General features: G+C 75.2%; 26 protein-coding genes. 9 read left to right on the plus strand and 17 right to left on the minus strand.

The genetic code is table 11. The features are described 5' to 3' along the window. Positions 1-4: 4 nt before the first annotated feature. The gene (locus LFA75_RS10155) at positions 5-1,201 is read right to left on the minus strand and encodes an LLM class flavin-dependent oxidoreductase (protein WP_225233520.1); all 1,197 of its coding nucleotides are present in this window, start codon (positions 1,199-1,201) and stop codon (positions 5-7) included. A 215-nt stretch (positions 1,202-1,416) separates the two neighbouring features. Between LFA75_RS10155 and LFA75_RS10160 the strand changes: the two genes are divergently transcribed. The 3 genes from LFA75_RS10160 to LFA75_RS10170 are packed head-to-tail and all read left to right on the plus strand — an operon-like array spanning position 1,417 to position 3,852. Beyond that, the gene (locus LFA75_RS10160) at positions 1,417-2,403 is read left to right on the plus strand and encodes a sulfotransferase family protein (protein WP_225233521.1); all 987 of its coding nucleotides are present in this window, start codon (positions 1,417-1,419) and stop codon (positions 2,401-2,403) included. Beyond that, positions 2,400-3,284: a glycoside hydrolase family protein gene (locus LFA75_RS10165; protein WP_225233522.1), complete on the plus strand. Its 885-nt coding sequence runs from the start codon at positions 2,400-2,402 to the stop codon at positions 3,282-3,284. The genes LFA75_RS10160 and LFA75_RS10165 overlap by 4 nt, the downstream gene beginning before the upstream one ends. Positions 3,285-3,312: 28 nt before the next feature. Further along, positions 3,313-3,852 carry a hypothetical protein gene (locus LFA75_RS10170; protein ID WP_225233523.1) on the plus strand — a complete coding sequence of 180 codons (540 nt, stop codon included), beginning with the start codon at positions 3,313-3,315 and terminating at the stop codon, positions 3,850-3,852. Here the strand turns inward: LFA75_RS10170 and mftD are convergent. Together mftD and LFA75_RS10180 are read right to left on the minus strand one after the other, a co-directional pair. Beyond that, on the minus strand, positions 3,849-5,045 hold the full coding sequence (gene mftD, locus LFA75_RS10175) for a pre-mycofactocin synthase MftD (protein ID WP_225233524.1): 1,197 nt from the start codon (positions 5,043-5,045) through the stop codon (positions 3,849-3,851). The two genes, LFA75_RS10170 and mftD, sit on opposite strands and share 4 nt — an antisense overlap. A 130-nt stretch (positions 5,046-5,175) precedes the next feature. Beyond that, positions 5,176-6,051, minus strand: coding sequence for a DUF2382 domain-containing protein (locus LFA75_RS10180; RefSeq protein WP_225233525.1), 876 nt, complete (start codon positions 6,049-6,051; stop codon positions 5,176-5,178). Positions 6,052-6,196: 145 nt separating this feature from the next. On the opposite strand from LFA75_RS10180, the gene LFA75_RS10185 reads away from it, so the two are divergent. After that, positions 6,197-6,934, plus strand: coding sequence for a hypothetical protein (locus LFA75_RS10185; RefSeq protein ID WP_225233526.1), 738 nt, complete (start codon positions 6,197-6,199; stop codon positions 6,932-6,934). Here LFA75_RS10185 and LFA75_RS23840 read toward each other — a convergent pair. Continuing rightward, positions 6,931-7,056 (minus strand): hypothetical protein, encoded by a 126-nt coding sequence (locus tag LFA75_RS23840; protein WP_263639372.1) that lies wholly within the window; start codon positions 7,054-7,056, stop codon positions 6,931-6,933. The two genes, LFA75_RS10185 and LFA75_RS23840, sit on opposite strands and share 4 nt — an antisense overlap. A 142-nt stretch (positions 7,057-7,198) precedes the next feature. Here LFA75_RS23840 and LFA75_RS10190 point away from each other — a divergent pair, with 142 nt between their 5' ends. After that, positions 7,199-8,008 (plus strand): DUF3097 domain-containing protein, encoded by an 810-nt coding sequence (locus LFA75_RS10190; RefSeq protein WP_225233527.1) that lies wholly within the window; start codon positions 7,199-7,201, stop codon positions 8,006-8,008. Between the two features lie 477 nt (positions 8,009-8,485). Here the strand turns inward: LFA75_RS10190 and LFA75_RS10195 are convergent, their stop codons facing one another. Continuing rightward, complete coding sequence (locus LFA75_RS10195) at positions 8,486-9,325, minus strand: aldo/keto reductase (protein WP_225233528.1); 840 nt, start codon at positions 9,323-9,325, stop codon at positions 8,486-8,488. Positions 9,326-9,383: 58 nt separating this feature from the next. Next, on the minus strand, positions 9,384-10,574 hold the full coding sequence (locus LFA75_RS10200; protein ID WP_225233529.1) for a GNAT family N-acetyltransferase: 1,191 nt from the start codon (positions 10,572-10,574) through the stop codon (positions 9,384-9,386). Positions 10,575-10,629: 55 nt separating this feature from the next. On the opposite strand from LFA75_RS10200, the gene LFA75_RS10205 reads away from it, so the two are divergent. Then, positions 10,630-11,640 carry a LacI family DNA-binding transcriptional regulator gene (locus tag LFA75_RS10205; RefSeq protein WP_225233530.1) on the plus strand — a complete coding sequence of 337 codons (1,011 nt, stop codon included), beginning with the start codon at positions 10,630-10,632 and terminating at the stop codon, positions 11,638-11,640. A gap of 6 nt (positions 11,641-11,646) precedes the next feature. Here the strand turns inward: LFA75_RS10205 and LFA75_RS10210 are convergent, their stop codons facing one another. From LFA75_RS10210 to LFA75_RS10230, 5 genes are read right to left on the minus strand one after another with little or no spacing between them, the layout of a single operon-like run. Next, a complete protein-coding gene (locus tag LFA75_RS10210) occupies positions 11,647-12,828 on the minus strand; it encodes an amidohydrolase family protein (RefSeq protein WP_225233531.1) in 1,182 nt (393 codons plus the stop codon). After that, positions 12,819-14,003 (minus strand): NAD(P)/FAD-dependent oxidoreductase, encoded by a 1,185-nt coding sequence (locus LFA75_RS10215; RefSeq protein ID WP_225233532.1) that lies wholly within the window; start codon positions 14,001-14,003, stop codon positions 12,819-12,821. Before LFA75_RS10215 ends, LFA75_RS10210 begins: the two co-directional genes overlap by 10 nt. Then, positions 14,000-14,929 (minus strand): dihydrodipicolinate synthase family protein, encoded by a 930-nt coding sequence (locus LFA75_RS10220; protein ID WP_225233533.1) that lies wholly within the window; start codon positions 14,927-14,929, stop codon positions 14,000-14,002. Before LFA75_RS10220 ends, LFA75_RS10215 begins: the two co-directional genes overlap by 4 nt. 9 nt (positions 14,930-14,938) lie before the next feature. Further along, a complete protein-coding gene (hydA, locus tag LFA75_RS10225; protein WP_225233534.1) occupies positions 14,939-16,312 on the minus strand; it encodes a dihydropyrimidinase in 1,374 nt (457 codons plus the stop codon). Then, a complete protein-coding gene (locus LFA75_RS10230) occupies positions 16,309-16,680 on the minus strand; it encodes an allophanate hydrolase-related protein (protein WP_225233535.1) in 372 nt (123 codons plus the stop codon). Before LFA75_RS10230 ends, hydA begins: the two co-directional genes overlap by 4 nt. Positions 16,681-16,892: 212 nt before the next feature. Here LFA75_RS10230 and LFA75_RS10235 point away from each other — a divergent pair, with 212 nt between their 5' ends. Further along, the gene (locus tag LFA75_RS10235; protein ID WP_225233536.1) at positions 16,893-17,330 is read left to right on the plus strand and encodes a nuclear transport factor 2 family protein; all 438 of its coding nucleotides are present in this window, start codon (positions 16,893-16,895) and stop codon (positions 17,328-17,330) included. Position 17,331: 1 nt separating this feature from the next. Here the strand turns inward: LFA75_RS10235 and LFA75_RS10240 are convergent, their stop codons facing one another. The 6 genes from LFA75_RS10240 to LFA75_RS10265 all read right to left on the minus strand — a co-directional run bounded on the left by LFA75_RS10240 (position 17,332) and on the right by LFA75_RS10265 (position 24,633). Beyond that, positions 17,332-18,858, minus strand: a complete 1,527-nt coding sequence (locus LFA75_RS10240) for a DUF885 family protein (protein ID WP_225233537.1) — start codon at positions 18,856-18,858, stop codon at positions 17,332-17,334. A 202-nt stretch (positions 18,859-19,060) separates the two neighbouring features. After that, positions 19,061-20,041 (minus strand): oligopeptide/dipeptide ABC transporter ATP-binding protein, encoded by a 981-nt coding sequence (locus tag LFA75_RS10245; protein WP_225233538.1) that lies wholly within the window; start codon positions 20,039-20,041, stop codon positions 19,061-19,063. After that, on the minus strand, positions 20,038-21,024 hold the full coding sequence (locus LFA75_RS10250; protein WP_225233539.1) for an ABC transporter ATP-binding protein: 987 nt from the start codon (positions 21,022-21,024) through the stop codon (positions 20,038-20,040). Before LFA75_RS10250 ends, LFA75_RS10245 begins: the two co-directional genes overlap by 4 nt. Beyond that, positions 21,021-21,953 (minus strand): ABC transporter permease, encoded by a 933-nt coding sequence (locus LFA75_RS10255; protein ID WP_225233540.1) that lies wholly within the window; start codon positions 21,951-21,953, stop codon positions 21,021-21,023. The genes LFA75_RS10250 and LFA75_RS10255 overlap by 4 nt, the downstream gene beginning before the upstream one ends. Beyond that, positions 21,950-23,083: an ABC transporter permease gene (locus LFA75_RS10260; protein WP_225236044.1), complete on the minus strand. Its 1,134-nt coding sequence runs from the start codon at positions 23,081-23,083 to the stop codon at positions 21,950-21,952. The genes LFA75_RS10255 and LFA75_RS10260 overlap by 4 nt, the downstream gene beginning before the upstream one ends. Continuing rightward, positions 23,053-24,633: an ABC transporter substrate-binding protein gene (locus LFA75_RS10265; RefSeq protein ID WP_225233541.1), complete on the minus strand. Its 1,581-nt coding sequence runs from the start codon at positions 24,631-24,633 to the stop codon at positions 23,053-23,055. Before LFA75_RS10265 ends, LFA75_RS10260 begins: the two co-directional genes overlap by 31 nt. A 121-nt stretch (positions 24,634-24,754) precedes the next feature. On the opposite strand from LFA75_RS10265, the gene LFA75_RS10270 reads away from it, so the two are divergent. Continuing rightward, positions 24,755-25,171, plus strand: a complete 417-nt coding sequence (locus tag LFA75_RS10270; RefSeq protein ID WP_225233542.1) for a Rid family hydrolase — start codon at positions 24,755-24,757, stop codon at positions 25,169-25,171. Continuing rightward, positions 25,168-26,151, plus strand: coding sequence for an LLM class flavin-dependent oxidoreductase (locus LFA75_RS10275; RefSeq protein ID WP_225233543.1), 984 nt, complete (start codon positions 25,168-25,170; stop codon positions 26,149-26,151). The genes LFA75_RS10270 and LFA75_RS10275 overlap by 4 nt, the downstream gene beginning before the upstream one ends. Positions 26,152-26,154 lie beyond the last annotated feature (3 nt).

The raw sequence follows: 26,154 nt of genomic DNA on the forward strand, positions 1-26,154 counted from the left end.
TCCCTCAGGCGTGCGCGTAGCGGTTGGCGGGGCGGGTCAGGCCGAGCAGCCCGCGCAGGGTGTCGGCCTCGTACCCGGTGCGGAACAGCCCGCGGCGCTGCAGCTCGGGCACCAGGGCGCGGGTGATCTGCACCAGGTCGTCGGGGAGCACGGCCGGCCGGAGCCGGAAGCCGGTCAGGCCGGCGCCCTGCCAGTCGGCCAGCAGGTCGGCCAGCTGCGCCGGGGTGCCGGTGAACACGTGGGCGTCGCTGCGGTACGGCGTGCCGGCCCGCTCGTCCAGGCGCTGCAGCCGGTCCCGCGCCGCGGTCTCGTCGTCGTCCAGGACGACGACCAGGTCGCCGAACACGTGCACGGTGGCGGCGTCCCGGCCGGCGGCGGACTGCTCCGCGCGGACGGCGGCGACCAGGCGCGCGGCGTCGGCGGCGTCGGTCGGGGTGACGAAGCCCAGGTCGGCGGAGCGGCCGATCAGCCGCCACGGCACCTCGGCGTGCCCGAGCGCGGCCACGACCGGCTGGCCCTGCGGCGGGCGCGGGGTGATCGAGGGCCCGCGAACGGAGAAGTGCCGCCCCTCGACGTCGACGTAGTGCAGCTTGTCGACGTCGACGAACCGGCCGGTGGCGGCGTCCCGGATCTCGGCGTCGTCCTCCCAGCTGTCCCAGAGCCGGCGGAGCACCTCGACGTACTCGGCGGCCTCGTCGAACAGCTCGGTGACCAGCTGGCCGGTGGCGGCGGTCGACCGGTCCAGCGGCGGGAACTCCCGGCGGCCGCAGTTCGCCGCCGTGTCCGGGCGGGCGGCCACCTGGACCCGGACGCCGGCCCGGCCGGTGCTCACGTAGTCCAGCGTGGCGATCGCCTTGGACAGGTGGAAGGGCTCGGTGTGGGTGACCACGGCGGTCGGCAGGAAGCCCAGGTGCCGGGTCGTCGGAGCCACCCGGGAGGCGACGAGGACGGCGTCGAGCCGGCCGCGCACCCGGTCGGTGCGGTCGTCGGGGGTGAACGGGTCGTCGGACTGCAGGTTCAGCGCGTCCTCGATCGTGACGGCGTCGAGCAGGCCGCGCTCGGCCTCCTGGGCCAGGTCGGTCCAGTAGCCGGCGGTGAGCAGCTCGGTCGGTCGGGCCGCGGGTTCGCGCCAGGCGGCCGGGTGCCAGCCGGCGCCGTCGAGGGCGGCGACGAGGTGGAGCGGGGACGAGGGGTCGGGCACGTGCTTCCTCCGGGGACGGGCTGGTCAGGGGTCGGGACGGCGATCGGGTCGCCGCGCCCGCCGTCAGAACCCGTCGAAGGCGTCCGACCGCCGACCGGGCCAGAACGGCTCCAGGTCAGGTCGGATCACCCCACCAGGGTGCACCCCCGGACCGGGCGACGGCAAATCCCTACCGGTTCGATGGACAAAGTGGGGTTGCTGGTAGGAAGACCGCCGTGAGTGCCGAGCGGTTGCCCCAGTTCGTGATCGCCGGCGCGCCCAAGGCCGGCACGACGGCGCTGCACGCGGCGCTGGCCACCCACCCGGGGCTGTACCTGTCCCCGGTCAAGGAGCCGAAGTTCTACCTCACCGACGGCCGACCGCCGCCGGCCCGGACCCAGCGCGGACCCGGCGACGCGCACAGCGCGCAGGAGTGGGTGTGGCGGCGGGACCGCTACCTGGACCTGTTCCGCCGGGCACCGGCCGACGCGGTGCGGGGCGAGAGCACGCCGTTCTACCTCTACGACCGGGCGGCCCAGCGCCGGCTGGTGGCCGACGTCCCGGACGTCAAGGTGATCGCCGTCGTCCGCGACCCGGTGGACCGGGCCGTCTCCAACTGGGTCCACCTCCGCGCCGACGGCCTGGAGCCCGAGGCCGACTTCGGCCGGGCCGTGGCGCTGGAGGACGAGCGGGTCGCGGCCGGCTGGGCACCGTTCTGGCACTACACCCGGATGGGCCGCTACGGCGAGCAGCTGCGCAACCTGCTGACGCTGGTCCCCCGGGAGCAGCTGCTGCTGCTGCGCTTCCGCGAGGTCGTCGCCGAGCAGGCCCGCACGCTGGACCGGGTGAGCGCCTTCCTCGGCGTGGCCACCGGGGTGGCCCGCGCCGTGCCGGCGGAGAACGTGAAGCCCTACGTCGCCGACCCCCCCCGCTCCCGCCGGCTGGCCCGGCTGGCCCGGGCCGGCGCCGCGGCCGGGGCGCACGTGCCCCCGCAGGTGTGGCGGCAGGCCGGCCGCCCCCTGCTGACCGCGCTGCACGCCGGGGCCACGGAGCGCCCGCCGCTGCCGGTCGAGGTGCGGCGGGCCGTGCTGGCCCGGGTGCTCGACGACATCGCCCTGCTCGAGGAGGTCACCGGGGAGTCCTTCGAGGACTGGCGCGGGGACACCGGTCGCGGGGACTACGCCAGCCGGGCCGCGGCCCGCGAGGCAGACTCCGGCGCGTGAGCCTGCCCCTGGACGTCGACCGCTTCCTCGCCGACGCCGCACTGGTGCTGGCCCCCGAGGACCCACGCCCGGGTTCGTGGGCCGGCGGCCCGAGCGCCCAGTTCGTCGCGGGCACCTGGTGGGTGGCCTACCGGCTGCGGCGACCGGTCGGCGAGGGCCGCGGCTTCGCCAACGTGGTCGCCCGGTCGACCGACGGCGTGCACCTGACCCCGGTCGCCACCGTGCTGCGGGAGTCCTTCGCCTGCGACTCCCTCGAGCGCCCGGCCCTGGTGCACACCCCCGAGGGCCGGTGGCGGCTCTACGTCAGCTGCGCCACCCCGGGCACCAAGCACTGGCGGGTCGACCTGCTGGAGGCCGACACCGTCGAGGCACTGCCCACCGCCGCCGCCCGCACCGTGCTGACCTCGGGCCCGGTGCCGGGTTCCGCGGTGAAGGACCCGGTGATCCGGCACGACGGGTCGCGCTGGCACCTGTGGGCCTCGGTCCACCCGCTCGACGACCCCGACGCCACCGACCGGATGACCACCGAGCACGCGGTCAGCGCCGACGGCGTGGCCTGGACCTGGGTGGACACCGCGCTGACCGGCACCCCGGGCGAGTGGGACGCCCGCGGGGTCCGCTTCGCCGCGGTGCTCGGCGACTGGGCGCTCTACGACGGCCGGGCGACCGCCGAGGAGAACTGGGAGGAGCGCACCGGCATCGCCGTCCGCGACGGCGACACCTGGACGGCGCTGCCCGGTGGCCCGCACCTGCAGGGCCCGGACGGCGGCCTGCGGTACGCCGACGCCGTCCCGCTGCCCGGCGGCGACGTCCGCTGGTTCTTCGAGATCACCCGCCCGGACGGCGCGCACGAGCTGCGCACGGTGCTGCTGCCCGGCTGATGTCGGTGCCGCCGGGCATGATCACCGGGTGGACGGATCCCGGGAGGCGACGACGGCCCGCCTGCGCCCCCTGCTCCGCGCGGTCCGCGAGGCGCTGGAGGCCGGGGTGGCGGTCAGTCGCCGGATCCACCGGGAGCACGGCTGGCAGACCGCCGCCGACCCGCACCTGGACCGCCAGCTGGTCCGCCGGCACGCCGTGGAGCAGCTGCGGCCCTGGTCGGCGTCGATCGGCGAGCAGCTGACCTTCGACGTCGGCGACGGCGGGGGCGAGAACCTCGGGCTGCCGATGAGCGGGCTGATCATCACCACCGACCACGACGTCGTCCGGGTCTGGTACTCCGAGGACGGCGAGCTGCCGCCGGCCGACACGGCGGCGCTGCGCGCGTTCTACGCCCAGACGCCCACCACCCAGCTGGCGCTGGACGGCACCCCCGCGGCCGGCAACCACCTCGCCCTGCTGTGGGCCGACCGCGACGGGGTGCTCAGCCGGCTGGAGCTGGTCCGCCCCTGGGGGCTGGCCGGCCGGCACCCCGAGGCCGACTGGCGGGTCGACCTCCTGCGCGCCTAGACCACGTGCTCCTGGTCCGGGGTGCCGAGCACGCGGGGCCAGTTCGCCGGGACGACGACGTCCTCCGGTCGCAGGTCCTTGACGTCGCGGTGGCCCAGGCCCAGGACGGCGGAGTCGATGCCGCTGCGCAGGATGTCCAGCACGTTCTCCACGCCGGCCTGGCCGTTGGCGGCCAGGCCCCACAGGTAGGCGCGGCCGATCATCGCGGCCTTGGCGCCCAGGGCGAGGGCCTTGACGACGTCGGAGCCGCGGCGGATGCCGCCGTCGGTGACCACCTCGACCTCGTGGCCCACGGCCTTGGCGATCGCCGGCAGCGCCCGGATGGGGGCCGGGGTGCCGTCCAGGTTGTTGCCGCCGTGGTTGGAGACGGAGATGGCGGTGACCCCGGCGTCCACGGCGCGGTGGGCGTCGTCCACGCGCATGACGCCCTTGAGCATGAACGGCCCGCCCCACTGCTCGCGCAGCCAGGCGACGTCCTCCCAGGTCGGCAGCGGGGTGCCCATCCACTCCCCGTACGCGCCGAAGAACGTCGGCGCGGGGCCGCCGCCGGCCGGGGCGAGGTTGGGGGTGGTGAGGTCGGGGATGGCCCCGGTCTTCAGCCAGGTGTAGAGCCACTGCGGGCGCAGCGCGACCTCGGGGCCGAACTGCAGCGCGGCCTTGAGGTTGACCTTCTCCGGGATGGCCGGGGAACCCCAGTCGCGGCCGTTGGAGAACGACCAGTCCAGGGTCATGATCAGCCCGACGGCGCCGGCGGCGCGGGCACGCTCCATGCGCTGCACGAGCACCTCGCGCGAGCCGACCCAGTACATCTGGAAGAACGTCTGCGGGCTGGCCGCGGCGACCTCCTCCACGCTCTTGGAGGCGAACGAGCTCAGTCCCATCGTGATGCCGCGGGCGGCGGCAGCGCGGGCGACGGCGACCTCGCCGTCGGGGTGCACGGCCTGCACACCGGTCGGGGAGATCATCACCGGCATCGACAACGGCTGGCCCATCACCGTGGTGGACAGGTCGCGCTCGCCCTGCAGACCGGCGACGTGCGGGGCGAACCCCAGCTCGGCGTAGGCGCGGGTGTTGTCCTCCACCGTCCAGCCGCGCTCGGATCCGGCGATCAGCGCGCCGTACACGGACTTCGGCAGCCGGCGCTTGGCCCGGCGCTGGGCCTCCGCGACGGTCTCGAACCACTGGTTGGCCATGCGTGTCCTCCTCGGAAGGGACTGTGCTCTGGAGCACAGCATGCCCTAGTGGCACTCAGTGCCACCACCCCTGGACGGCGCCGACCCGCCCCGGCGGAGGCCGGGGCGGGTCGGTGGGTGCGGTGGGGCGTCAGCGGGTGCGGCCGCGACCGCCGTCCTCGACCTGCTCGATCTCCTCGTGCGCGACCTGCTCGTTCACCGTCTGCTGGTCGGTGACGGTCTCGGTGCCCAGCCGGACGCGCTCGACCGGCACGGTCTCCTTGTCCACGACGGGGCGCTCGGCGTGCAGCGTGACCTCGTGCTCCTCCTCGGACAGCGCGGGGCCGTCGAGGGCGGCACCGCGGTTGGCCTCGGTGATCGGCTCGCGCTCGACCCGGACCTCCTCGTGGGAGACCGGCACGGTGCGGGTGACGTTCTCGGTCACCACGTACTTGCGCAGCCGGGCCCGGCCGACCTCGGCGGACTCGGTGCCGACCTGCAGCCGCTCCTCCGAGCGGGTCATGGCGTCGTCCGTGGTCGGGCCGGAGGTGTCGCGGCCGACGGTGCCGGCGGTGGTGCCGGGGCCGTCCTCGGTCGAGCGGGTCGCGTGCTGCCCGCGGTCGTCGAGGTCGTCGCCGAGGCGGGGAGTGCCACCGTCGGTGCGGGTGCCGCGGTCGTCGAGACCGTCGGCGCGCCCGCCGGTGGTGCCCATCTGCTCACCGACCCCGTAGTGGCGGTAGAGCTCCTGCTCCTCCTGCGGGGGCAGGTGCTGGTCGGCGTCCACCTTCGGGGCGTCCTTGACCGCGGCCTTGGACACCGGGACCCGCACGCCGCCGTCGGTCAGCTGGGCCTCGCGCAGCGGTACGAACGTGGACTTGGTGCCGAAGAGCCCGGTCTTCACGGTGACCCACTCGGGGGTGCCGCTCTGGTCGTCGAGGAAGACCTCGGTCGCGGTGCCGATGGTGTCGCCGTCGCTGTCGACGACGTCGTTGCCGATGACCCGGTCGATGTCCTGGGTGGAGATCATGTGGGGTGCTCCTCTGCGCTCGGGAAGGGGGGAGGTGACGTGCCTCACCGTCTTGCTGCCCACCCATGGGGGAGCTGAAAACCTGGATCCGGCTCGGTTCGATCCGGAAACATGGATCCGCGCGGGAGCCTGCCACGCTCGCCCGGTGGACCTCCTCCAGCAACTGCCCCGCGCCGCGGCCTGGACGGCGGGGACGGTGCTGCACCCGGCCGGCGCGGTGGCCGCGGCCGGTCTCCTGGTGGGCTCGGTGCTCACGACCGGCTCGCCGTCGGCGGGCGCCCGGATCGCCGACGGGCTGCTCTGGGGCGCCGGGCCGGAGAACTCGTTGCTGGCCCTGGCGGCGTCCGGGGTGGCGGCGGCCACGTCCCGCGAGCGCGCGGTGACCACCGCCGAGCACGGGTGGGCCGCCGAGGAGCTGCTCGGCGACGCGCTCCCGCCGCGGGAGCGGCTGGTCCTCACCGACGCCCTCGGTGCGGGCGGGCGGGCGTTCGTCTTCCCGCGGTGGGACGGCGCGATCACCGTGAACGTCGGGCCGGAGCTCTTCGCGGACCCGGTGCGGGCCGACCCGCACACGTTCCTGCACGAGCTGGTGCACACCTGCCAGGTGCACCACGCGTCGTCCCGGCGGGCCTTCACCAGCGCCGCCGTGGTCACCCAGGTGCGGCACTCACTGGGCCGGGACGCCTACGCCTACGACCTGCCGGTGCGCCCGCTGGCCGCGTACGGGATGGAGCAGCAGGCCCAGCTGGCCGCCGACTGGTGGCGCGGGCGGCCCGGGCGCTGGGGCCGGCCGACGGCGCTGCGCGGGCACACCCGCCGACCGAGGGACCCGGCCAGCCCGTGGGCGGCCTGCGTCGCCGACCTGCGTGCGGCCCGGTTCTAGCGGACCTTCTGCTTGATCGCCTGGACGGCGGTGTCCTTGGTGCTGGGCTGCGAGGCGTTGTTCTTGGCCTTGGCGGCCTTGGGCTTCTTGGCCTCGCGGCCGCCCTTGTTCTTGCCGGACATGAGGACTCCTGGCCACCGGCACGCCGGCGGACGGTCACGGAGCGTGGTCCGAGGTGGCGTGCGCCTGCGGCTGGAGGGGGAACGGTACGCCTCCCGCGTGTCGGTCCTCGCCGCTGCGCCGCCCGCTGCGCAGACTCGGTCGGTGCCTCCTCGCTCGCAGTACGACAACCTGGTGCACCCGCGGACGGTCAAGAAGCCCCCGGTGCAGGTCGAGGCCGAGAAGGACCTGGTCGTGGAGGACCCCAGCTCGGGGTTCGTCGGGGCGGTGGTCCGCTGCGAGAAGGACGTCGTCCACCTCGAGGACCGGTTCGGCCGGGTCCGCGGCTATCCCCTCGGTCCGGGCTTCTGGGTCGAGGGCCGGCCGGTGACCCTGGTGCGGCCGAAGCAGAACACCCTGTCCGGCCCGCAGCGCAGCGCCTCGGGCTCGACGTACGTGGTCGGCGCCCGGGCGCGGGTCGCCCGTGAGGGCCGGATCTACGTCGAGGGCAAGCACGACGCCGAGCTGGTGGAGAAGGTCTGGGGCCACGACCTGCGCATCGAGGGCGTCGTCGTCGAGCCGCTGCACGGGGTGGACGACCTGCCCGGCATCGTGCGCGAGTTCCGGCCGTCGTCCGGCCGACGGCTGGGCGTGCTGGTCGACCACCTGGTCACCGGGTCCAAGGAGACCCGCATCGCCGCCCAGGTGACCGGCTCGCACGCCCTGGTGGTCGGGCACCCGTTCATCGACATCTGGCAGGCGGTCAAGCCCTCCGTGGTGGGCATCAAGGCCTGGCCGACCGTGCCCAAGGGTGAGGACTGGAAGGGCGGTGTCTGCCGCCGGCTGGGCTGGGAGGACGACACGGGCTACGTCTGGGCCCAGCGCATCCTGGCCCGGGTCAAGACCTGGACCGACCTGGAACCCCAGCTCATCGGCCGCGTCGAGGAGCTCATCGACTTCGTCACGACCGACTGACCCACCCGGCGGTCCGCCGGATCCGTGACCCTGCAGATCGACAACGCCCACTCGCCACACCCTGGCGCGCCGCCGTTGCCCATCTGCAAGCTCGCCGGGCGCTGCGGTCGATCACCCCAGGACCAGCCGGTCACCCGGCAGCCGTTCGGTCACCGCACACGGTGACCGGATCCCTCCCGGCCGACCGCCTGTCCCTCGCCGCGCCCCGATGCCCCGGGCGTGGCGACCATCGCCCACGGACTCACGCCGTCCAGGGATCCTGTGCCGCTGCAGGGCCACAAGCCCCCTGGACGGCGTGAGTCTGAAGCCCACCGACCACCGCCGACGACCGCCGAATCAGCCGGGGACGCGACAGAGCCCGGACGTCGCCGGTCGCGGCGGTCGGAGACCTCCCGACCGGCGACGTCGCGGGAGCTCAGCTCAGGCCGGGGACGGCACCTGGCCGCGGTGCGATCCGGAGGATCGCGATGCGATCGCTCAGCTCGGGATCATGTTGAACGTGTCCGGGTCCGGGCCGGTGCGCTCGTCGCGGTTCAGGGTGCTGATCGCGGTGATGTCGTCCTCGGAGAGCTCGAAGTCGAACAGGGCGAAGTTCTCCTCCACCCGGCTGCGGGTGACCGACTTCGGGAAGACGATGTCGCCGCGCTGGATGGCCCAGCGCAGGGTGACCTGGGCCGGGGACTTCCCGTGGCGCTCGGCCACGCGCACGATGGCCGGGTCGTCGAGGACCTTGCCCTGGGCGATGGGCGACCAGGCCTCGGTCAGGATGCCGCGCTCGGCGTTGTACGCCCGCAGCTCGTCCTGGGTGAGGTAGGGGTGCACCTCGATCTGGTTGACCGCCGGGGTGATGTCGGTCTGGTCGCGCAGCCGGTTGAGGTGATTGGTCTGGAAGTTGGAGACGCCGATCGCGCGGGCCTTGCCGTCGCGGTACAGCTGCTCCATCCCCTTCCAGGTCTCGACGAAGTCGACGTCGATGCCCGGCAGCGGCCAGTGGATGAGGAACAGGTCCAGCTGCTCGACCTGCAGGTCGGCCAGGGACTGGTCGATCGCCTTCGCCACGTCGGCCTCGGCGTGGAAGCCGTTGTTCAGCTTGGAGGTGATGAAGACGTCCTCGCGGGCCAGGCCGGAGTCGCGGAAGCCCTCGCCGACCTCCTTCTCGTTGCCGTACATCTCGGCGGTGTCGATGTGCCGGTAGCCGACCTCGAGGGCGGTGCGCACCGCCTCCCGGGTGTTCTCGGGCTCGATCTGGTAGGTGCCGAAGCCCAGCTGGGGGATCTCGACGCCGTTGTTCAGGGTGATGTTCGGGACGTTCGCCATGACGTGTGCCATGCCCTCGTGCGCAACGGATATGCCTGGTGCGACCGAGGTCGCGCGCTCAGAAGTAGTCGCGCAGCTGCGGGGCCTGCCCGCAGGCGAGCAGGTCCAGCGCCGCCGGGTCGCCCGGGCCGGTCACCAGACCGGCCGTCGCGGCCCCGCGCCCGCTGCCGGCGCCGGTCCACAGCAGGGCCAACCCGCGCGGCCCGAGGACCCGGTCGGCGGCGTCCGTGCGGGTCAGCCGGCCCTCGCCCGCGTCGAGCTCCAGCCGCCAGCTGCCGGAGTTCCAGGGCGCCACCTCGTCGACCACCGTGAAGGACACCGCGCCCCGCGCCTGCGACGGCCACCCCCGCGCGGCGACGGCCCGCTCGGCGTCCACCAGGCGGTGCATGAAGACCTGGGTGCCGCGCGCCGTGGCCCGCTCCAGCGGGAGGACGCCCGAGACGGCGTCCCCGAGCAGCAGCGGGACGTCGACGGTGCGGGTGACGGTCCGCCACCCGGCGAGGACGTCGACCAGGGCACGGGCGGCGGCCGGCGTGGTGGCGAGCAGGTCGCTCACGTCCAGGGCGGCCTCGGCGCCGTAGCCGCGGCCGCGCTCGTAGCCCAGCACGCCGGTGACCACGCCGTCCTGCTCGGCGAGGGTCAGCAGGTCCACGCCGTCGCCGAGGGGCTGCTCGTCCCTCGCCGGCAGCTCCCACCGGCCGCCGCGGCGGCTCAGCGGGCCGTCGAACCCGCGGGCGACCTGCTCGTACAGGTCGACGACGGCGGCCCGGTCGGCCGGCGTCCCGGGCCGCAGGACGACGCCCTCCGGGGCGCGGAGCACCGGGAGCGCGGCGGTGTCAAGCACCGCGGAGCCGAGCAGTCCGGTGATCTCCCAGCCCAGCGACCGGTAGGCCGCCGAGACGGTCGGGTACAGCGCGCTGACGGCGGCGCCGCGATCGCGGGCGGCGGTCAGCGCGGCGGTGAGCAGGGTGCGGGCCACCCCGCCGCCGCGGACCTCCGGGGCGACCGCGACCCCGCTGATGTCGGCCGGGGGCCCCTGCCGGCCGCCCCCCCAGGAGTTCTCCTCGTGGTCGGTCACCTTGCCGACCAGGCGGCCGGTGGCGTCGTCGTAGGCGCCCCACCGGTGCGTCTCGGGCAGCACCGCCAGCGCCCGCGGCGGCGCCTCCGCCGGGCCGCCGAAGGCCCAGCGGCCCAGCGTCCAGGCCTCGGCCAGGTCGTCGGCGGTCATCTCGCGGATGGTGAGGGGCACGGCACCGACCTTCTCAGAGGCGCGGGCCGGGGGCGCGCGCCGGTAGGTTTCGCGCATGCCGGTGACGCTCACCTCGGTCGCGCAGCTGGCGGGCGTGTCGGTGAGCACGGCCAGCCGGGCACTCACCGGGCACCCCAGCGTGCAGCCGGCCACGCGGACCCGGGTCGTCGAGGCGGCGGCCAACCTCCGGTACCGCCCGAACCGGATGGCGGCCGCGCTGCGCACCCGCCGGTCCGGGCTGGTCGGCCTGGTGGTGAACAACCTCTGGAACGCCACCTTCAACACGGTCGCGGAGACCCTGCAGTCCTGGGGCGCGGAGGCCGGCTGGCAGGTGCTGGTCTGCACCACCGGCGGCGACGCCGACCGGGAGGCGGCCTTCCTGGACACGGCGCTGGACCACGGGTTCGACGGCGTGGTCGTGGCCGGGTCCGGGGCCAACCACGACCGGGTCAACGCCTTGCTGGACGCCGGCACCGCGGTGGTCACCACCAACCGCGAGGTGCCCGGCGCCCGTGCCCCGTCCGTGGTGCTGGACTACCGGCGCGCCGCCCAGCTGGCCACCGAGCACCTGCTGGCCGCCGGGCACACCCGGATCGCCACCGTCTCCGCCACCGACGCCGTCACGTCGGGCCGGGAGCAGCACGCCGGGGTGGTCGCCGCGCTGGCCGCCGCGGGCCTCCCGCTGCTGCCCGACCTGGTGCACCGCGGCCCGTTCACCACCGAGTTCGGGCGCGCGGCGGTCACCGCCCTGCTGGCCCACCCGACGCCGCCGACCGCCCTGCTGGTCACCAACCACGAGGCCGCCGGCGGGGTGCTGCCGGTGCTGACCGGCCAGGGCACCGTGGTGCCCCGCGAGCTGTCGGTGGTGATGACCGAGGACGAGCCGTTCTTCGGCTGGTGGCCGCCCCGCCTCACCGCGGTGGACAACCGGGCCGCCGAGCAGGCCCGGACGGCGGCCGAGCTGCTGCACGCGCAGCTCGACGGGACGGCCGCACCCGGCCCGTCGCAGCGGCTGGTCGAGCCGGTGCTCGTCGTCCGGGACTCGGTCGGGCCCCCGCCCCGCTGACCGGGATCAGGCCGGGAGCTGGTCCCGCACCACCCGGCCGTCGGCGACCACCATCGCGATGCCGCGCAGGGCGGAGACGTCGCTGGTCGGGTCGGCGTCGGTGACCACCAGGTCCGCCGCGGCCCCGGTCACCACCTCGCCGATCTGCCCGGACAGGCCCAGCAGGCGGGCCGCCGTCGACGTCCCCGCCTGGAGGGCCAGCAGCGGGTCCAGGCCGGCCTCGACCAGGAACTCCATCTCGCGGACGGCGACCACGGTGTCCTCGATCGGCTCGCCCGGCGGGTAGTCGGTGCCGGCCACGATCGTCACGCCGGCCTCGACCGCGCGCCGGATGCTGGCCAGGTGGCCCGGCCCGGTCTCCATCGCGGTGTCGATCTGCTCCCGGGTGAAGGAGTGGTCGGCCATCCACTCCGGGCAGCGGGTGACGCACAGCGTCGGGGTCAGGAACACCTCGCGGCGGGCCATCTCGGCGGCCACCTCGGCGGACAGCTCGTAGGCGTGCTCGAAGGACCGCATCCCGGCGTCCATGGCCTGCGCGATCGCCGCACCGGCGCCGGCGTGGGCGACCACGTAGGTCTCGAACTCCGCGGCGGCCCGGACCACGGCGCGCATCTCTGCGGGGGTCATCTGCTCGGAGCCGAAGCCCTCGTCGGGGTCCGCGATCCCCCCGGTGATGAAGACCTTGACGTGGTCCGCCCCGGCCTCGAGCTCGGCCCGGGCCGCGGCGTAGAACTCGTCCTCACCCGAGGCATAGGCGCAGCCCCCGCCCACCCCGTGCCCGCCGACCGCGCTGACCGCCCGGCCGGCGCCGACGATCCGCGGCACGTCGACCCAGCCCTCCCGGGACGCGGTGCGCAGCAGCAGGTCGGCGCGGTTCACCTCGTGCACCGACCGGAGCGTGGTCACCCCGGCCTGCAGCGCGTCCCGGGCCCGGGCGAAGGACCGCAGCGTGGTGACACCCGGGTCCTCGGCCTCGTCCAGGGCGGAGAACGGGTAGACCACCGACAGGTGGCTGTGCACGCTGACCAGCCCCGGGGACAGGTACCGCCCGCCCAGCGAGCGGGTCTCCGCCCCCTGCGGGGCGGCGTCGGCGATCGCGCCGATCGTCCCGTCCACCAGCTCGACGGCCCGGCCGCGGGCCACCTGCCCGGTCAGCACGTCCACCACGGACGCGTCGGTCAGCCACACGGTTCCTCCTGCGGGTCGGTCTCGGTGTCAGGGGCGGGGCGCACCAGGCGCCCGGGGTCCAGGCCGGTCAGGTCGACCGGCGGGGCGTGGCCGCTGAGCAGCGCGCCCACCACGTCGGCCCACAGCGGGGCGAACGTGAAGCTGTAGGTGCCGCCGACGGCGAGCAGCCCGTCGCGACCGGGCACCCACCCCGCCACCGGCATCTCGTCCGGGGTGGCGGCCAGCGGACCCGGCCAGACGTGCTCGACCGGCCGGTCGACCAGCCCGGGCAGCACCCGGGCGAGCTGGCCCAGGTTGCCGGTCACGCTGGCCGGGTCGGTGCGCGGTTCGTCGTCCAGCGTCCAGGGCAGCGCCGGCCACCCGCCGCCGACGATCGTCCGCCCGGCCCGGTCCTGCTTCACCGAGAAGCCCTCCCCCACGTGCTGGACCAGGTGGGGGAGCCGGGCACCCCCGGCGCCGAGCCGGAGCGCCTGGATCGCCAGCGGCGTCATGGCCAGCGCCAGCCCGACGAGCTCGACCACCCGGCCCATCCACGGCCCGGCCGCGTTCAGCACCCGGGGTGCGTTCCACGTGGAACCGCCGGCGTGCACCGTCCAGGTCTCGCCGTCCCGGGTCAGGCCTTGCACGGCGTGGTGCGGCACGACGGTGGCCCCGGCGCGGGTGGCAGCGGCCAGGTACGCCGGGGTGACCAAGGCGGGGTCGGCGAAGCCGTCGGCGGCGCACCAGGTGGCCGCGCGCACGCCCGGGCCGAGCAGCGGCAGCGCCCGGCGGGCGGTGTCGCCGTCCAGCACCTCGGTCACCACGCCCGCGTCTGTCTCCCAGCCGTGCTTGCGGTGCAGGTCGGCCACCTGCTCGTCGGTCTCGGCCACCATGAACCCGCCGGTCGGGGAGAACCCGATGTCGGCGTCCAGCTCGGCGGCGAGGTGGGTCCACCGCTCGCGGGCGGCCCGCTGCAGCGGCAGCAACCGCTGCACGTCGACCGGGACGGCCTGCCCGGGCCGCCGGGTGTGGATGCCCTGGGAGTGCAGGTTGGCCGCGCTGGCGCCCGAGCCCTGGCCGTTGGGCTCGCCGCTGTCGAGGACGACGACGTCGAAACCCAGCGTCGTCAGCCGGTGGGCGGCCGCCGCGCCGACGATCCCCGCGCCGATGACGACGACGTCGGCCGTGCCGCTCACGCGGTCAACCCGACCCCGGCCAGAGCCGCGCGCAGGTCGGCCAACCGGCCGGCGTCGGTGAGCGGCAGCAGCGGTGGCCGCACGTACCCGCCGCCGGGCTGCCCGAGCACGTGCATCGCGGCCTTGACCTGCGATGTCGGCGAGGCGAACTTGGCGCTGTAGTCGCTGTTGACCAGCGCGGCGACCAGCAGCCCGTACCGGTCCGAGCAGGCCCGGGCGGTGTCCAGGTCGCCGGCCCAGACGGCGTCGTAGAACGGCGCCGCGAACGGCGCCCCGACCGCGCCGCCGTCGATGTTGCCGTCCCCGCCCAGGCCGGTCAGGAACGCCATCCCCCGGCGGTGGACGAACCGGCCGAAGAACCGGACCCGGTCCATGACCGCCTCGCAGCCCTCCAGGCACTTGATCTCGTCACCGGTGCTGTCCTTGACCGCGACGACCCGGTCGAGGTCGGCGAGCTGGTCCAGCACCGCCACCGAGAGGTCCACGGCCGTCCCCCGGGGCCAGTTGTAGACCATCCACGGCAGGTCCACGGCCTCGGTGACGGTCCGGTAGAAGGCCAGCACCTCCTCGTCGGAGGGGTGCACGTAGGGCGGCGGGGTGGTCAGCGCACCGTCGGCGCCCGCCGACCGCGCGTGCTCGGCCAGCCCGATGGTCTCCGCCGCCGTGTAGCTGTTGCAGCCCACCACCACGGTGACACCGGACCCGGCCAGGGCCGCCACGGCGACCTCGGCGACCCGGCGCCGCTCGGCGGGGCTCTGCGCGAACCACTCCCCGGTGGTGCCGTTGACCAGGACGCCGTGCACGCCCTGGTCGCGGTAGAGCTGCAGCGTGGCGGTGATCGCCGGCTCGTCGAGCTCCCCGGTGGCGCTGAAGGCGGTGGGCGCGGCGGCCCAGTAGCCCCGCCAGTCGACGTCGTCCCTGTCCACGGTGCTCCCCTAGACCGTCAGCGGTGCGGCGGGCAGGTGGCGCCCGCGCGCGGTGTCGTCCACGACCCGTCCGCCGTCGACCACGACGTGCCCGCCGACCACCACGGTCGTCGGCCAGCCGGTGACCGTGCGGCCCTCGTAGGGCGTGTAGTCGGTGGCCTGGTGCAGCCCGGCGGCGGTGACGGTGCGCTGCGCGGCCGGGTCCCAGACGGCGATGTCGGCGTCGGACCCGGGGAGCAGGCTGCCCTTGCGCGGGTACAGGCCGTTCAGCCGGGCCGGGGCGGCTGCGGTCACCTCGACGAACCGGGTCCAGGGCATCCGCCCGGTCGCCACGAAGGCGTCCTGCACGACGACGAGCCGGGTCTCCACGCCGGGGAGGCCGTTGGGCATCACCCGCACGTCGTGGTCGACGCTGGTCTTCTGCGCCGTGTCGTAGCAGCAGTGGTCGCTGCCCACGGTGGCGATCGTGCCGCTCACCAGCCGGGTGCCCAGCTCCGCGACCGTGGCGGCCGAGCGCAGCGGCGGGCAGCAGACGAACCGCTCGGGGTGCTCGCCGCGGTAGGCCGAGTCGTCCAGCGTGAGGTGGTGGGCCACGGCCTCCGTGTACGCCCGTACCCCGCGCCGCCGGGCGGTGGCCACCTGGTCGACGGCGGCCGCGGTCGACTGGTGCACGAAGTAGACCGGGGTGCCCAGCGCCTCGGCGATGGCCAGCACCTCGGCCACCGAGGCGTCCTCGGCCAGCTCGGTCCGGGTCTCGTGGTGGTGCGCTGCGGAGATGCGGCCGGCCGCAGCCTGCACGGCCTGCTGCTCCTCGATCAGGTGGTTGGCCTCGCAGTGCGCGACGACCATCCCGCCCAGCGGCCCGAGGGTCTTCATCACCCGCAGGAACGTGTCCTCGTCGGCCATGGACTCGCCGCGGTAGGTGGTGAACATCTTGACGGTGCGCAGACCCTCGTCGCACAGCTGGCGCAGCTGTTCGGCGGTGGTGCCGTCCCACTCCACGACGCTGGCGTGCAGCGCCGAGTCGCAGAGCCCCTGGTCGGCCTTGGCCCGCTGCCGGACGGCGGCGTCGGCGGGGGCCTCGCCGGGGCGGGGGATGGCGAAGTCGACGATGGTCGTCGTGCCCCCGGCCACGGCGGCCGTGGTGCACTCGCGGTGGTCGTCGAGGCTGGTGAAGTCCCCTGAGGTGAACCCCACGTGGCAGTGCGGGTCGACCCCGCCGGGGACGACGACGCGGCCGGTCGCGTCCAGCTCGTCCGGCCCGCGCACGCTGCCCGGTTCGACCAGGGCCTGCACCCGCCCGCCGGCCACCACGACGTCGGCGGCACCGGACCAGCCATCGGTGACGACGGTCCCGCCCCGGACCACGAGGTCGGGCGTCACGCCAGCGTCTCCCGGTAGGCGCGCCAGCCGCCGTGGCCGGTCATGTCCTCGCCGGCCACGCCCTCCCGCACGACCATCGAGCAGGTGCCGCTGCCGTCGGCCAGCTCGATCACCGAGAGCTCGAGCTCCGGCGGCTCACCGGGCAGCAGCCGCTCCCGCAGGTCGGCGTAGTCGACGGCGTACAGCTCGCCGGCGATCTCGGTCCCGCCCTCGGCCACCGGCACCAGGCCCGGGAAGTCGCCGAAGGAGTGGAAGCGGTACCGGGCGGCCGTGCGCACCTCGCCCAGGAACTCGGCGTCGGCCAGCGCCGGGGCCAGCGACCCACCCCGCATGGCCTGGCCGTTCACGAACATCCGGACGGTGCTCATCCGGTCCTCCTCCTGCGCGGGGCCGCGCGCACCCGCGCGGACGACGACCGTGGAAAGGATTCCACGCACCGACCGTAGGGGTCCCGACCCATCAGGCACCAGCACCAGGAGGCGCTCGGTGGAAGATGTGATGTGCCCGCAACACGCGCCGGACCGGTCCGTTCCACTGGTGGGAAGCTTCCCAGGTCGCGCGGCTGGCTAGGCTGCCCGACGTGCCAGCTCCCGACGTCACCGTGCGCGGTGCGCTCAGCCAGTCCGAGGGCGAGGCGGTGTGGGCCGCTGTCGCCACCGTCTACGCCGGGTTCCTCGGTGGGGACGCCGGTGCCGTGGACGCCGTCCTCGCCCACGACGTCACCATCTGGAACCACGACCACGTGCCGCTGATGCAGGGCACCGCCGACCTGGACGCCGTCCGCGCGGCGCGGGTCACCGACCCCGCCCCGGGCCCCGCGGTCGCCGCGCTGGCACCGCACACCGTGCTGGTCGACGCGCACGGCGACGTGGCCTGGTGCCGGCACCTGCTCGACGTCGCCACCGCCGACGGGTCGACGTCCACCGCGCGGGTCACCGACGTGCTCCGCCGGGACGGCGAGCGGTGGACGATCGTGCACCACCACGAGCAGGAGATCCCGCCGCACGGCCTGCCGTGAGCTAGAGCTCCGGCGGGGTGCCCAGCAGCTCCCAGCGCTGCATCGCCAGCGGCACGTTGCCCTCCAGCCACAACCGGTCGTGGAAGGCGCGCAGGTCGAACTCGTCCCCCTGCGCGGCGACGACGTCGGCCAGCAGCTGCTGCACCTGCACCTTGCCGACCAGGTAGGTCAACGCCTGCCCGGGCGTGCCGGCGAAGAACGCGGCCTCCTCGCGGGCGGTCTCGACGTCGACCGGCACCCGCTCGGCCAGCATCCGGGCCGCGGTGTCGATGCTCATCGAGCCGGTGGCCAGCCCGACGTCGAGCAGCACCCGCAGCGCGCGCAGCCGGAGGAACCGGGCGACGACGACCCGGCTGTGCGGCGCGTCGGACCACAGCCCGGAGTCCAGCAGCATCTCCTCGTCGTAGAAGGCGATGCCCTCGTTGGACTGGGAGTCCACGTACTCCCGGCGCACCGGGTCCGGGTGAGTGGCCGACCAGGTCAGCTGCAGCGCGTGCACGCCCTCGTGGGCCACGCCCAGCCGTGGGTCGAGCATGTTCGCCCGGTAGAAGAAGGGCAGCTCGGGAGCCGGGTCCGGGGCGTAGCTGACCGGGTCCTGGCCCAGCCGGGAAGGACCGAGCAGGTCGTCGGTCACGCCCATGCCGGCCAGCGGGGCCAGCCAGGGGGGCCGGGGCGCGAAGAGGTAGCGGCCGGCCCAGGCCGGCACGGTGAGCAGGCCCTTCTCGTCGTACCAGCGGCGGACCTCGGCCTCGGCGGCCGCCTCGTCGGCGCAGTGCGCGGCGACGTCGACCGGCAGCGGCGGCACGGGGACCCCCGCGGCGGCCGCCGTCGCGACCGCCTCCATGGTCACCGCGCGGGCGAACTCGGCCTCGGCGACGGTGACCATCCAGTCCACCGACTCCGGGGCCAGCGTGACCTCGCGCAGGAACTCCTCGAACGCGGCCCGCCCGACCGGCGCGAAGGGCGCCATGCGGGGCAGCTCCGCGGTCAGCCAGCCGGCGAGGGCATCGAGGGCGTCCGCGGCCGGGCCGGCGTCCAGGTCGGGCACCGGCAGCGCCGCGACCGCCGCGCGCAGCCGGGTCCCGGCGTCGGCGAGCATGTCCAGGGCGACGGCGGCGAGCTCGGCCTCCGCGCCGCCGGCCAGCTGCGCCTGCGCGGTGGCCACCTGCGCGGGGACGACGGCGAGCAGGTGCGCCAACTGCGCCACCCGCTCCGGCCCGAACGGCGGGGGCTGCAGCAGCGCGTCGAAGACCGGGCCGAGCGCCTGGTCCACCCAGAAGGAGGCGTCCCGCTCGGGCGAGCGGAGCACGTCGAGCTCCCAGCGCACCCGGGCCAGCGTGGACCCGACCAGCGCGTGGTCCACCCGGGTGGCGACGTCGGCGCCGGCCAGGTCGATGCCGGCCCACCGCGCGTGCAGCTCGGCGCGCCGGGCGCGGGCGGCCTCGACGCCGGCCGCGGAGAAGTCCGGCGCCCAGCCGGCCGGGCGCTCCTGGCGCGGGATGTCGTCCCGGGACCGCGGCGCCTGCACCCGGCGCCAGGCCCAGACGTCGGCGGCCAGGGCCTGGACGTCGTCCCACCCGGGGCGGGACGGGTCGGGGANTACATCCGCGAGCGTCGGACGTGTCTAAGAGACAGCCCCGGGACGTTGCCCGGGCGGGGCCCCGCCGCCCCCGACCCGTCCCACCCGGGGCGGGACGGGTCGGGGACGGCGGGGCCCACCACGGGCACGGTCACGAGGGCACTCCGGTGGTCGAGCGGTCGGGGGCCCCACGATCGGGGGCCAGGATGCAGGCGGCCGCGTGCCCGGGCTCCTGCACCCGCAGCACCGGCTCCCAGCTCGAGCAGTCCGGCGTCACCAGCGGGCAGCGGGGGTGGAACCGGCACCCCGACGGCGGGGCCGCCGGGTCCGGCACGTCGCCCGGCAGGTCCGCGGGCAGCCGGCCGCTGCCGTCCGGGGTGGGGACGGCGTCGATGAGCGCGCGGGTGTACGGATGCTGCGGGTCCTCCCACAGCGTCGCGGTCGGGCCGACCTCGACCACGGTGCCCAGGTACATCACCGCCGTCCGGTCGGCGACCTGCCGGACGATGGCCAGGTCGTGGCTGATGAACACCACGGCCACGCCCTCGGTCCGGGCCAGCCCGACCAGCAGGTTGGCCACCTGGGCCTGGGCCGAGGCGTCCAGGGCCGAGATCGGCTCGTCGGCCACGATGACCGAGGGGTCCGCGGCCAGCGCCCGGGCGACGGCCACGCGCTGCCGCTGGCCGCCGGAGAACTCGTGCGGGTACCGGGTCTGCATGGCCGGGTCCAGCCCGACCCGCTCGAGCAGCGCCCCGACCGCGGCCGGGGCCCGGCGGCGTCCGCCGCCCCCCGCCAGGCGCAGGGCGTCGGCGATCTGGTCGCCGACCCGGCGACGGGCGTTGAGCGAGGAGTACGGGTCCTGGAAGACCATCTGCAGCCGCCGCTGGGCGACCGGGCGGGCCCGGCGGCGCAGCGCCTCGACCGGCTGGCTGTCGAAGACGACGGTGCCCGCGGTGGGCGCGACCAGACCGACCAGGGCGCGCGCCAGCGAGGACTTGCCGCAGCCGCTCTCGCCCACCAGGCCGAGCACCTCGCCGGGCTCGACGGCGAGGTCCACCCCGGCCACGGCGCGGACGGGGCGCCCGGATCCGGGGTAGGTGACCTCCACCCCGGTCGCGGTCAGGATGCTCACGAGACAACCTCCCGGACGGGTGCGTACGGGTCCACCGGGCAGGCCGACAGCCGGCCCGGGGCGATCTGCAGCAGGGCCGGGACGTCGGCCGCGCACGTGTCCCGGGCGCTGGCGCACCGCGGGTGGAACGGGCAGCCCGACGGGACGGCGCCCAGCGCCGGCGGGCTGCCGGGGATCGGCCGCATCGCCGCCGACCCGCCCTCGGGCAGCGCGTCGAGCAGGCCGTGCGTGTAGGGGTGCCGGGCCGAGGCGAGCACGTCGGCCGTCGTCCCGGACTCCACGACCCGGCCGGCGTACATGACCACCAGGCGGTCGGCGATCGAGGACAGCACGCCCAGGTCGTGGGTGATGATCAGGACGGCGAGTCCGCGCTCGCGGCGCAGCCGGTCCAGCAGCCGGAGGATGCCGGCCTGCACGGTGACGTCCAGCGCCGTCGTCGGCTCGTCGGCGATCAGCAGCGAGGGCCGGGCAGCCAACGCCGAGGCGATCGCGATGCGCTGCCGCATCCCGCCGGAGAACTCGTGCGGGTAGCGGGCCAGCGCGGCCCGCGGGTCGGGGATGCGCACCTGGTCCAGCAGGTCCGCGGCCTCGTCCCGCGCGGCCTTCCTGCCGACGCCGTGGTGGTGGCGCAGGTGCTCGGTGAGCTGCCGCTCGATGGACAGCATCGGGTGCAGCGCCGTCCGCGGGTCCTGGGCCACCATCGCGACCTCGCGGCCGCGGACCGAGCGCAGCTGCTTGTCCGACAGCGTCAGCAGCTCCCGGCCGGCCAGCCGGATCGAGCCGTCGGTGCGCGCGCCGTGCGGCAGCAGGCCCAGGGTCGCCAGGGCCGTCATCGTCTTGCCCGAGCCGGACTCCCCGGCCACCCCCAGCACCTCGCCGGCGTGCACGGTCAGGTCCACGCCGTCGACGGCGGGCAGCATGGCCCCGGTCCGGGAGGGCAGCCGGACCCGCAGGCCCGACACCTCCAGCAGCGGGGCGGTCATCCGCGCAGGGCGCGCGCGGTGCGCGGGTCGAGGGCGTCGCGCAGGGTGTCGCCGAGGAAGTTGAAGGCCAGCACGACGGTCAGGATGGCCAGGCCCGGGAAGAGGCCGACCCACCAGCTGTCGAACACCGCCGCCCCGGCCGAGACCATCGCGCCCCACTCGGGGGCCGGCGGGCGCGCACCCAGGCCGAGGAAGGACAGCCCGGACAGCAGCAGCACGGCGTTCCCCACGTCGAGGGCGGACAGGACCAGCACCGGGCCCAGCACCGTCGGCCGGACGTCGACGGCCAGCGTGCGCAGCGCGGAGGCGCCCAGCAGCCGGGAGGCCTGGATGTGGTCGGACTCGCGGGTGGACAGCACCAGCCCGCGCACCACCCGGGCGTAGGAGGGCCAGGTGACGATGACCAGCGCGAGGACGGCGTTGCGCAGCCCGGCGCCCAGAGCGGCGGTGACCGCCATCGCCAGGATGATCCCCGGGAAGGCGAAGACCAGGTCGGTCAGCCGCATGATGCCGCCGTCGACCCAGCGCCCGAAGTAGCCGGCGACCGCGCCCAGCACGGTGCCGACGACCGTGGCCAGCACGACCAGCAGCAGTGCCAGCGGGACCGACAGCCGCGACCCGTAGAGCACCCGGGAGAGCACGTCGCGGCCCAGGTTGTCGGTGCCGAACAGGTGCTCGGCGGAGGGCTCCAGCAGCTTGGGCGCCACCTGGGCCAGCGGGTCGTAGGGCGCCAGCGCCGGGGCGAAGACCGCGATCAGCACCCAGGCGGCGATCACCACCAGGCCGATGACGGCCAGCGGGCGCCGCCACGGGGAGCGGGTCAGCGTCCGGGCCGCGCGCTCCTCCCCCGCGGCGGCCGCCGCGCCGGGGACGTCGACGTCCCCGGCGAGCGGGGCCGCGGGCACGAGCAGCGGATCGGGCCCGGTCACGAGAGCCTCAGCCTGGGGTCGATGACGCCGTACAACAGGTCCACCACCAGGTTGATCAGGATGTAGATGACCGCGACGACGACGCTGACGCCCATGATCGCGGGCAGGTCCAGGGCCAGCGCGCTGGTGTAGGCGTAGGCGCCGAGCCCCCGCCAGCCGAAGATCTGCTCGACCAGCACGGTGCCCGAGAGCAGCCCGGCGAAGGCCACGCCGGTGACGGTGACGACCGACAGCAGCGCCGGGCGCAGCACGTGCCGCCGGACGACGGTCAGCTCGGGCAGGCCCTTGGCGCGGGCGGCCCGCACGTACTCGTCGCCGAGCACCTCCAGGACGGCGGCCCGGGTGAACCGCAGCAGCACGCCGACGGTGAACGAGGCCAGCACGAGGGCCGGCAGCACCAGCCGGCTGACGGCGTCCCCGAAGGTCGCCCAGTCCCCGGCCAGCAGGGAGTCGACCGTGTAGAAGCCGGTCACCTGCGGCGGCGTCGGCGCGCCCGGGGACAGCCGGCCCCCGGCCGGGAGCAGGTCGAGCTTGAAGCTGATCCAGTAGTAGGCGATCAGGGCCAGCCAGAAGGTCGGCACCGACACCCCGGACAGCGACAGCACCCGGAGGACCTGGTCGGGCCAGCGGTCCCGGTAGAGCGCCGCGACGATGCCGAACCCGACGCCGAGGACGACGGCGACGAGGATCGCCGCCAGGGCGAGCTCCATCGTGGCGGGCACCTTCTCCGCCAGGTCCGAGGCCACCGGGTTGCGGGTCTGCTGGGAGGTCCCGAAGTCACCGGTGAGCAGGTTGCCGACGTAGGTCAGGTACTGCTCGGGCAGGGACTTGTCCAGGCCGTTGGCGGCGCGGAAGGCCGCGACGGCGTCGGGGTCCTCCGAGGCGCGCTGGCCCAGGTTCGCCGTGACCGGGTCGCCGGGGACCGCCTGGGTGAGCAGGAAGGACACCAGGGTGACGCCGATGCACAGCAGCAGCCCGGCGGCCAGCCGTCGGGCGACGAAGCGGAGCAGGGCCCGCCGGGGGCGGCGCGGACGGGCCGCCGCGACGCCGGGACCGGGGGACGTGTCCCCGGTCCCGGCGTCGCGCGGTGCGGTCGTGGTCAGCTGATGTCCGCGAGGTCGACCGTCCAGCTCGGGTTGAACGCCACGCCCTCGAGGGAGGACGAGTAGGCGAGCACCTGGGCCGGCTGGATGAGCGGGTAGAACGGGCCGCTCTCGTTGAGCTGCTGCTGGATCGTGGTGTAGGCGTCGACGCGGGCGTCGTCGTCGAACTCGCTGGACACGGCGGTGGCCGCGGCCTCCAGCGTCGGGTCGGCACCGGCGGCCCAGCCGGCGCGCAGGCCGACGAGCTGGCCCGGGGTGAAGACCAGGTAGTCCGACGGGTCCGGGTAGTCCGGGCCCCACGACCACAGGCCCATCTCCTCGGTGCCGGCGCGGTAGCCCTCCAGCGCCGTCTGCACCGGGGCGGGGGCCAGCTCGACGGTGATGCCGACCTCGGCCAGCTGGGCCTGCACCGCGGCGGCGAGGTCACCGAAGTCGATGCCGTTGACCTGGATCTCGCTCGGGTAGGACAGCGTCACGGTCGGGTCGCTGATCCCGCTGGCGGCCAGCGCCTGCTCGGCCCGGTCGGTGTCCCGCTCGACGGCGTCGGAGGGGTCCAGCGCACCGAGGAACGTGGTCGGGATGACGCCCGGGGTCTGCGAGGAGCCCTCACCGGCCAGGTCGACCAGCGCGGAGTAGTCGATGCCGTAGCGCACCGCCTCCTGGAAGTCCGGGTTCGAGGTGATCGGCGAGACCGCGGGGTCGTTGTTCGTGTAGACGAAGAAGACGTTGGCCGACGGCGAGCTGTCGACGGTCACGTCGCCGCCCCCGAGCTCGGCGGCCTGGTCGGCGGAGAGGTCGACGACCAGCTGGGCGTCACCGCTGCGGACGTTCACCGACTGGACCGAGGCCTCGGTGTTGCGCAGCACGATCCGGTCGTAGGCCGGCTCCTCGCCCCAGTACTCCGGGTTGCGGGTCAGCACGACCTGGTCCTGCACGTCGAAGGACTCGATGACGTAGGGGCCCGAGCCCTGGGACTCGCCGTTCAGCGCGTCCTCGGCGGTGTCGGCGGTCTCGGCGCCTTCCTGGTCGCTGCCGCCGGCCTCGGTGACGGCCGCGGAGTTCACCACGCCCAGCGCGGGGTTGGTCAGCTTGAACGGCAGCGCCGGGTCCGGGGTCGCCGTGGTCAGCGTGACCGTGGTGTCGTCGACCTTCTCGACCGTGACGCCGTCCAGCAGGAACGAGGGGTTGCCCTTGACCTGGATGACCCGGTTCAGCGAGAAGACGACGTCGTCGGCGGTCATCGGGGTGCCGTCGGAGAACGTGACGTCGTCGCGCAGCGTGAAGGTGTGCGTCAGGCCGTCCTCGGAGATCTCCTCGTCGGTGGCCAGCAGCGGCACCGGCGTCGTCGAGTCGGTGCCCTCGAAGGTGTAGAGCGTCTCGTAGATGACGTGGTCGATGATCTGGCCGGTCGGCTCGAACATGCGCGCGGGGTCGCTGGTGGTCAGCTGGAAGGACGTGTCGACGACGAGCGTCCGGTCACCGGACGCCGACCCGGCGTCGTCCCCACCTCCTCCGCACGCAGAGAGGCCGAGCGCGGCGACGAGCACCGCGGCCACGGGGTAGAGGGGGCGGCGCATGACGACCTCCGGGATCGAGCGGACTGACGCCTCCACGGCGGGACCGGTCAGCATGGGAACGTTCCCAACGAGTCGGTACGGTAGCGCCGCAGATCCCCCGATTGGGTTACGGAGAGATCACATGTCGCAGGACCCGGACCACACCCCCACCAGCACGGACGCCAGGGTGCTGGACGGCACCGGCTGGGAGGCCGCGGCAGGATATGCCCGCGCCGCCCGCAGCGGGTGCTGCATCGCCGTCAGCGGCACGACCGACCACGGGCCGGACGGCTCCGCGGCGCACCCCGGCGACGTGCACGCCCAGGCGCACGCCTGCCTGACCCGGGCGATCGCCGCCGTGCAGCAGCTGGGCGGCACCCGCGAGCAGGTGCTCCGCTCCCGGCTGTTCCTCGCCCCCGGCGCGGACTGGGAGGGCGCCGCACGGGCGCACGCCGAGCTCCTGGGCGACGTGGCCCCGGCCAACACCACGCTGTACGTCGGCGGCCTGGTCGGCGAGGGCTTCCTGGTCGAGGTCGAGCTGGACGCGTGCACGGGATGACGACCTCGCTGCGGTTGAACAACGACCTGTCGGTCGCCCAGTTCGTCGAGCTCACCGTCACCGCCGAGCGGCTGGGCTTCGACCAGGTGTGGGTGTCCGACGACCTCTTCCTGCGGTCGGCGCCGGTGATGGTGGCCGCGGCCGCCGTCGCCACCTCCCGGGTCGGGCTGGGCATCGGGATCATGAACCCGTACTCGGTGCACCCGGCCGAGATCGCGATGACGTCGGCGACGCTGGCCGAACTGTCCGGCGGCCGGTTCCTGCTCGGCGTCGCCGCGGGCGCCGAGGAGTTCCTGGGGTGGGCGGGCATCCCCCGGCCCAAGCCGCTGACCCGCACCCGGGAGGCGGTCCGCGCGCTGCAGGTGCTCGGCGCCGGCGGCCGGCCGGTGGAGCACGAGGACACCGGCCCGGGCTGGACGGCGGAGGCGCACCTGCGCTTCCCGGCCGCCGCCCCGGTCTACGTCGGGGCGATGAGCCCGAAGATGCTCGGCATGGCCGGTGCGGTGGCCGACGGCGTGCTGCCCCTGCTCTACCCGCCCGAGCACTTCCCCACCGCCCGCGACCTGGTGCACGCCGGGGCGGTCGAGGCCGGCCGGGACCCCGCGTCGGTCGACCTCGCCGCGGCCTTCTGGGTGTCCGTCGACGAGGACCGCGCCGCCGCCGAGCGGGCGCTGGCGGAGAAGATCGCATACTACGGCGCCTCGTTCTCCCCATATCTGCTCGAGCGGGCCGGCCTGGCGGTGGCCGACTTCGCCGGCATCCAGGCCGCGCTGGCCGCCGGCGAGGTCGGGCGGGCCACCGACCTGGTCACCCCGCAGATGCTCGGTCTGGGCATCGCGGGGGACGCCGACGAGGTGGTCCGCCGCTGCCGCTGGCTGCAGGACGAGGGCGCCACCCACCTGTCCTTCGGCCCACCCCTGGGCCCGGACCCGGTCCGCGCGGTGACCGTCCTCGGCGAGCAGGTGCTGCCCCGCCTCTGAGCC

The sequence above is a fragment of the Klenkia terrae genome (genome assembly GCF_900491935.1).
In the GTDB taxonomy this organism is placed as follows: domain Bacteria; phylum Actinomycetota; class Actinomycetes; order Mycobacteriales; family Geodermatophilaceae; genus Klenkia; species Klenkia terrae.

Bases quoted from the DNA above. Each gene is read 5' to 3' on its own strand.
- mftD (WP_225233524.1), bottom strand. From the start codon at position 5,045: ATGGCCAACCAGTGGTTCGAGACCGTCGCGGAGGCCCAGCGCCGGGCC.
- LFA75_RS10180 (WP_225233525.1), bottom strand. From the start codon at position 6,051: ATGATCTCCACCCAGGACATCGACCGGGTCATCGGCAACGACGTCGTC.
- LFA75_RS23840 (WP_263639372.1), bottom strand. From the start codon at position 7,056: ATGTCCGGCAAGAACAAGGGCGGCCGCGAGGCCAAGAAGCCCAAGGCC.
- LFA75_RS10195 (WP_225233528.1), bottom strand. From the start codon at position 9,325: ATGGCGAACGTCCCGAACATCACCCTGAACAACGGCGTCGAGATCCCC.
- LFA75_RS10205 (WP_225233530.1), top strand. From the start codon at position 10,630: ATGCCGGTGACGCTCACCTCGGTCGCGCAGCTGGCGGGCGTGTCGGTG.
- LFA75_RS10230 (WP_225233535.1), bottom strand. From the start codon at position 16,680: ATGAGCACCGTCCGGATGTTCGTGAACGGCCAGGCCATGCGGGGTGGG.
- LFA75_RS10250 (WP_225233539.1), bottom strand. From the start codon at position 21,024: ATGACCGCCCCGCTGCTGGAGGTGTCGGGCCTGCGGGTCCGGCTGCCC.
- LFA75_RS10265 (WP_225233541.1), bottom strand. From the start codon at position 24,633: ATGCGCCGCCCCCTCTACCCCGTGGCCGCGGTGCTCGTCGCCGCGCTC.
- LFA75_RS10270 (WP_225233542.1), top strand. From the start codon at position 24,755: ATGTCGCAGGACCCGGACCACACCCCCACCAGCACGGACGCCAGGGTG.
- LFA75_RS10275 (WP_225233543.1), top strand. From the start codon at position 25,168: ATGACGACCTCGCTGCGGTTGAACAACGACCTGTCGGTCGCCCAGTTC.